1 protein-coding gene is annotated in these 460 nt (G+C 42.2%); it reads left to right on the forward strand.

What is annotated here, in order from left to right:
• The coding region (locus ACT3RM_RS18185) for a hypothetical protein (protein ID WP_444511555.1) at positions 1-391 on the forward strand (391 nt) is incomplete at its 5' end.
• Positions 392-460: the final 69 nt, after the last annotated feature.

Here is a 460-nt window from a genome sequence, read left to right on the forward strand (position 1 = left end):
GGGCGTTAGGATTAAGATATTGCGTGTTATTGGGTTTTACTTGGTTATCCCGATTTTATTTAGTTTCGCAGTTACGTGCTATGTACTATTTAATGGGTTTCACAATCAAGCTAGCTTCTTTGGTTTGATGGTATATGGACTGATTTTCTATGGCGCTCCGTTCTTTATCTTAGCGTTGTTGTTTGTGCTAACTAAAGCGCGAAACTTGGTAGTTCATTTTGGCTTTTCAGGTGCCACATTAAGCTTAACCACGATAGCATTGATGTGGCTTCTTCCATCGGATAGTTCTGGCTTACCTATCCAATGGACTGCTTATTGGCCTCTTTCTTTAATATTAATTATTTGTTTGACTGGAGTTGGCGTTGCGCTTACGAAAACTAAAAAATCCTAACAAGCGCCAGCACAAACAGGCACTACGTGCCTTGGACTCGCAAGCTCGCCTGTGTGGCGGGCGTTAGCT

The sequence above is a fragment of the Pseudoalteromonas sp. AOP7-A1-14 genome, from assembly GCF_052376275.1.
GTDB lineage: Bacteria > Pseudomonadota > Gammaproteobacteria > Enterobacterales > Alteromonadaceae > Pseudoalteromonas.